Origin of the sequence: Phenylobacterium sp., from assembly GCF_028290885.1 — a bacterium.
In the GTDB taxonomy this organism is placed as follows: domain Bacteria; phylum Pseudomonadota; class Alphaproteobacteria; order Caulobacterales; family Caulobacteraceae; genus Phenylobacterium.
On sequence record NZ_JAQGIZ010000165.1, the window covers coordinates 1 to 5,922 of the forward strand.

General features: G+C 70.6%; 4 protein-coding genes and 1 pseudogene. All 5 read left to right on the plus strand.

What is annotated here, in order from left to right; translation table 11 throughout:
* Positions 1-717 (plus strand): annotated as a pseudogene (locus JWP28_RS11255) (DNA mismatch repair protein MutS); the annotation flags it as partial.
* 131 nt (positions 718-848) lie between these two features.
* A complete protein-coding gene (locus JWP28_RS11260; protein WP_299542905.1) occupies positions 849-1,169 on the plus strand; it encodes an autorepressor SdpR family transcription factor in 321 nt (106 codons plus the stop codon).
* Entirely contained in the window at positions 1,169-1,816 is a 648-nt protein-coding gene (locus tag JWP28_RS11265; RefSeq protein ID WP_299542906.1) for an SdpI family protein, read from the plus strand. The genes JWP28_RS11260 and JWP28_RS11265 overlap by 1 nt, the downstream gene beginning before the upstream one ends.
* Positions 1,817-1,863: 47 nt before the next feature.
* Positions 1,864-4,677, plus strand: coding sequence for a [protein-PII] uridylyltransferase (locus JWP28_RS11270; protein WP_299542907.1), 2,814 nt, complete (start codon positions 1,864-1,866; stop codon positions 4,675-4,677).
* A 148-nt stretch (positions 4,678-4,825) separates the two neighbouring features.
* The coding region (locus JWP28_RS11275; RefSeq protein WP_299542908.1) for an MFS transporter at positions 4,826-5,922 on the plus strand (1,097 nt) is incomplete at its 3' end.

Below are 5,922 nucleotides of genomic sequence, written 5' to 3' on the forward strand. Positions count from 1 at the left end.
AAGTCGACCTTCCTGCGCCAGAACGCGCTCTTGGCCGTGCTCGCCCAGGCCGGCTGCTTCGTGCCGGCCAGGCGCCTGCGGCTGGGCGTGGTCGACCGGCTGTTCAGCCGCGTCGGCGCCGGCGACGACCTGGCCCGCGGCCGCTCGACCTTCATGGCCGAGATGGTCGAGACCGCCGCGATCCTGACCCAGGCGACGCCCAGGTCCTTGGTGATCCTCGACGAGATCGGCCGCGGCACCGCCACCTACGACGGCCTGGCCATCGCCTGGGCCTGCGCCGAGGCCTTGCACGAGACCAACCGCTGCCGGGCGCTGTTCGCCACGCACTATCATGAGCTCGCCGTCCTGGAGCAGCGGCTGGCCTATGTCGCCAACCTCTCCCTGAAGGCCAAGGAGTGGAACGGCGAGCTGATCTTCCTGCACGAGGCCGGGCCCGGCCCCGCCGACCGCAGCTATGGCGTGCAGGTCGCCAAGCTCGCCGGCGTGCCCGGCCCCGTGGTCGCCCGCGCCCGCGACGTGCTGGAGCGCCTGGAGCGCGAAGCCGGCGCCCCGGCCCACCTCGACGACCTGCCGCTGTTCGCGGCGGTGGCTGATCCCGCCGCGTCGTACGGGCCCAGCCCCGCGGAGGAGGCGCTGCGGGTGATGGATCCCGACGGCATGAGCCCGCGCGAAGCGATGGACGCGCTCTACCGGCTGAAGGGGCTGGTGGGCGGGTAATTCCGCCTTCCCGGTACGGGGGAAGGCCGTCGCCGGTACGAGCACCGAGCTATTTCGCCATCAACCAAAATAACCCTTGCGCCGCCCGCGTTGTCCAGTATTTTGTTTCTTAGCGAAATACGGAACTTGTCATGTCGGAAGTCTACAAAGCCCTCGCCGATCCCACCCGCCGCCGCATCCTCGAACTGCTGCGCGAGCGCGAGATGAGCGCGGGCCAGATCGCCGAGCATTTCCGGCTCGCCAAGCCGACGCTCTCCGGCCACTTCGCCGTGCTGCGTGAGGCGGGCCTAGTGAGCCCCGAAAAGATCGGCACGACCATCATCTACCGCCTGAACGTCTCGGTGCTCGAAGAGGCGCTGACGGCGCTGATGGGCGCCTTCAAATTCCTCGACAAGCCGCACGCCGCCAAAAGCGCCGCGGCTGCTTCCAAGCCAAGCAAGGGAGAAGGCTGATGCGCATAACCAGCGCCACCTGGATCGCGACCGTCCTGGTCGCAGTCACCGCGGGCATCGCGCTCTGGGCGTGGACCGCCTTGCCGAACGGCGTGCCCGTCAACTACCTCGGGCTCGACGGCCACCGGCATCTGCAAAGCTCGCGCTCCGCCTTGGCCCTCATCCCGCTGATCGCAGCGTTTGTCACCGCCACCCTGACGCTCGCGCCGACCCTGGGCGGGCGCGGGGCGGAGCGGGCGGCCAAGCCGTTGGACATCACGGTGATTGGCGTCGCCGGCCTGCTGCTGGTCATCGAGGTCACCTTGATCGCCCGCGCCCTCGACCCGGCTTTCAACGTCATGCGGCCGGCGGCCATCGCCACTGGGGTGCTGCTGCTCGGCATGGGCAACTATCTGGGCAAGGCGCGCCAGAACGCGTTCTTCGGCCTGCGCACGCCATGGACGCTCGCCGACGCGACGGTGTGGGACAAGACCCACCGCTTCACCGGGCTGGGCATGGTGCTGGGCGGCCTGGCGCTGATCGCGCTCGGCTTCCTGCTCCATGACGGCAATGCGCTGGGCCTCGCGATCGGCGCCTGCGTCGCCTTGCCGATACTGGCCGGCGTGGCCCGTTCGGCCAGCCTCCACCGGAACCCGCAAGGCGGCTGAGAAACTCGGCAGGGGCGGGTTAGGACAAAGCGTCCTATATCCCGCTCATGCCGCCCCGCCTTCGCCCGACCCGCCTGGAATATGTCGTCGACGGCGTGCGGCTGCGGACCCAGCTCTCCGCCGCCGCCCTGGAAGCCTCCGGCGACGACGTCGCCCAGCGCAAGGCCGCGCTGGAGATCCTCAAGGCCGCCCTGTTCCGCGGCCGGATGATCGCCAAGGAGCGGCTGGAGAACGGGGCCGGCGGCATCGAGACCGCCCGGCTGCTCTCCGGGGTCACCGACGAGGTGATCACCGCGCTCTGGGACTTCACCACCGTCCACGTGTTCCGCGCCCGCAACCCGACAGAAGGCGAGCGTCTGGCCCTGATGGCCGTCGGCGGGTATGGCCGCGGCACGCTGGCGCCCTTCTCCGACATCGATCTGCTGTTCGTGCGTCCCTACAAGCAGACGGCGCACGCCGAGAGCGTCATCGAATACATGCTCTACGCCTTGTGGGACCTGGGCTTCAAAGTCGGACACGCTTCGAGGACTATCGAAGAGTGTGTGAAGCTGGCCCGCGAGGACTTCACCATCCGCACGTCGATCCTGGAGGCCCGGCGCCTGGCCGGCGACGAGAAGCTGGCCGCCGAGCTGATCCGCCGCTTCCAGAACGAGGTGGTGAAGGGCACCGGCGCCGCGTTCGTCGCCGCCAAGCTGAAGGAGCGGGACGAACGCCATGCCCGGGCCGGGGCCAGCCGCTACATGGTCGAGCCCAACATCAAGGAGGGGAAGGGCGGGCTTCGCGACCTCAACACCCTGTTCTGGATCGCCCAGTACCTGCACCCCGGCCAGTCCATCGAGAAGGTGCTGCAGCTGGAGATGTTCGAGCGCCGCGAAGTGCGCGCCTTCATCCAGGCCTTCGACTTCCTGTGGGCGGTGCGGGCGCACCTGCACTTCACCACCGGCCGGCCGGAGGAGCGGCTGACCTTCGACCTGCAGCCGGAGATCGCCCGGCGGATGGGCTACGGCGACCGCGGCGACGCCCCGGCGGTCGAGCGGTTCATGCGGCGGTATTTCCTGATCGCCAAGGAGGTCGGCGCGCTCACCCGGGTGTTCGCCGCCAAGCTGGAGGCCGAACGGGTGAAGAGCAGGCCGACCGGCATCTCGCGCCTGCTGCCCAAGCGGCGGCCGAAGAAGAAGCCGCTGGACGAGCCGGGCTTCCACGAGATCGGCGGGCGCCTCGCCATCGACAGTCCGGAGACCTTCGAGCGCGACCCGGTGAACCTGCTGCGCCTGTTCAAGATCGCCGACGAGCGCAATCTCGATCTGCACCCCGACGCCTTCACCGCCGCCACGCGGGGCACGCTCCTGATCACCTCGGCGGTCCGCCGCGATCCGCACGCGGCGAAGGTGTTCCTCTCGATCCTCGCCCACGGCCGCGATCCGCAGCGGAGCCTGACGCTGATGACCGAGGCCGGCGTGCTCGGCCGCTACCTGCCGGAGTTCGGGCGGATCGTCGCCCAGATGCAGTTCAACATGTACCACTCCTACACGGTGGACGAGCACACCCTGCGGGCCGTGGGGATCATCGCCGACATCGCCGCCGGCCGCTTCGCCGACGACCATCCGCTTTCCACCGCCATCATGCCGCTGATCGTCGACCGCGAGGCGCTCTACCTGGCCATGCTGCTGCACGACACCGGCAAGGGCGGGGCGGGCGGCCAGGAGAAGGCCGGCGCGCGGGCGGCGCGTTCGGCCTGCGAGCGGCTGGGCCTGGAGCGCTCGAAGATCGAGCTCGTGGCCTGGCTGGTGGAGCACCACCTGGTGATGAGCGACTACGCCCAGAAGCGCGACATCTCCGACCCGCGCACGGTCAGCGACTTCGCCCGCATCGTCGAGACGCCGGAGCGGCTGCGCCTGTTGCTGGTGCTGACCACCGCCGACATCCGGGCCGTGGGGCCAGGCGTCTGGAACGGCTGGAAGGGCCAGCTGATGCGCGAGCTCTATGGCGCCACCGAAGCGGTGTTCCGCGGCGGCCGGGGCTCCGACAGCGCCGCGGCCCTGAAGCGCTACCACGAGAACGCCGCCTATGACGCGCGCGTGCGGGCAGCGAAGGCCGACCCGGCCTCCGAGGCCTGGGCCGACGCCATGGAGGACGCCTACTTCTCCGCCTTCACCGAGGCCGAGGTGCTGGCCCATGCGGCGCTCTCGCGGCGCGCCGGCAAGGGCGCCGCCGCCGAGGGCCGGGTGCGCGCCGACCGCAACGCCGCCGAGGTGGTGGTCGCCGCCATCGACCGTCCGCGGCTGTTCGTGGACCTGGCCGGGGCGATCACCGGCGCCGGCGCCAACGTGGTGGGCGCGCGGGTGTTCACCTCCCGCGCCGGCCAGGCGCTGGACGTCTTCTATGTGCAGGACGTCACCGGCCAGCCCTATGGCGCCGACAACGCCCGCTCGCTGGCCCGGCTGATCGAGAGCCTGGAGGCCGCGGCGCGCGGCGAGCCGGCGCCCGGGGAAGCCCGCCGGTCCGCCGACCTGGGGCGCGCGGCGGCGTTCTCGATCACGCCCGCGGTCATGCTCGACAACGAGGCCTCGGAGACTTCGACAGTCGTCGAAGCGTCCGGGCGCGACCGGCCGGGGCTGCTGGCGGCGCTCGCCCGCACCATCGCCGACGCCGGCCTCTCGATCCTCTCGGCGCACATCGACGGCTACGGCGAGCGCGCCGTCGACGCCTTCTACGTCACCGGCCCGGATGGCCTGAAGCTCGCCGACGCGCGCAAGGGCAACGCGTTGAAAGCCGCCCTGCTGGCCGCCCTCAACGACCCCGACCAGGACGACGGCCACCGCGCCCACCTGCAGCGCGCCCGGGCCAGCGTCGCCCGTTGACAGCGGGAATCAAGAAGCGACCGCGCGACCAGGGCTTCGACTGCGGCGGAGGCGGCTCTCCGCCGCAGTAGCCGCCGCCGACGGGCGCTCGACAGGCCCGCCGACCAATGCCACGTTCCGCCGCAAAAGACATGCGAGGGGGACGCGCGTGGCCGATACCGCCATCCGACCGGGACGACTTTTCTTAGGCAGTTGCACCGCCATCACCGCGCTCGCCTTCAGCTTCGCCGCGCTCTCGGCGGTCATGTACCAGCTGAAGACCGAGTTCCTGCTGGACAACGCCCAGGTGGGCCTGATCGGCGGGGCCGGGCTCTGGGGCATGGCGATCAGCCAGATCTCCTTCTCCTCGCTCTGCGACCTGGTGGGCATGCGCAACCTGCTGCGGCTGGCGCTGGCGGGCCATGTGGCCGGCGTGCTGCTGTTCGTCTTCGCCACCGGCTTTCAGAGTCTGATCGCCGGCGCCCTGGTGCTGGCCGTGGCCAACGGGGTGATCGAGGCGGTGTGCAATCCGCTGACCGCCACCCTGTTCCCCGACCGCAAGGCCGGCATGCTCAACCGCATGCACCTGTGGTTCCCGGGCGGCATCGTCTTAGGCGGCCTCGCCTGTTGGGGGCTGGACCAGGTCCACGCCGACTGGCGGGCCAAGATGCTGATCGTACTGATCCCGGCGCTGGCCTACGGCGTCGTCTTCCTGCGCGAGAAGTTCCCGCCGACCGAGGCCGCCGCCGCCGGGCACAAGCTGTCGGACGCCTTCAAGGCTGCCGCCACCTCGCCGCTCTTGTGGATGTTCCTGGCGCTGATGAGCATCACCATGAGCCTTGAGCTCGGCCCCAACCGCTGGATCCCGGCCGTGCTGCAGGCCGGCGGACTGCCCGGCATCCTGGTGCTGGTGATGGTCAACGGCGTCATGGCGGTCACCCGGGCCAACGCCCACGCCATCCTGGCCCGCGTCTCGCCGCCGATCGTGCTGATGACCTCGACGGGCGTGGCGGGCCTGGGCCTGCTCGGCCTCAGCTATGCGGCGACGCCAGCGCAGACGATCATCACGGCCCTGGTGTTCGCCATCGGCATCGCCATCGTCTGGCCGACCATGATGGGCTTCGTCGCCGAGCGGACGCCGAAGACCGGGGCGCTGGGCCTGGGCCTGATGGCCGCCGCCGGATCGCTGGCCGTGGGCCTCGTCACCACGCCACTGCTGGGCGAGATCGCCGACAAGCACCTGCCGGACGCGCTCGCGAAATCCTC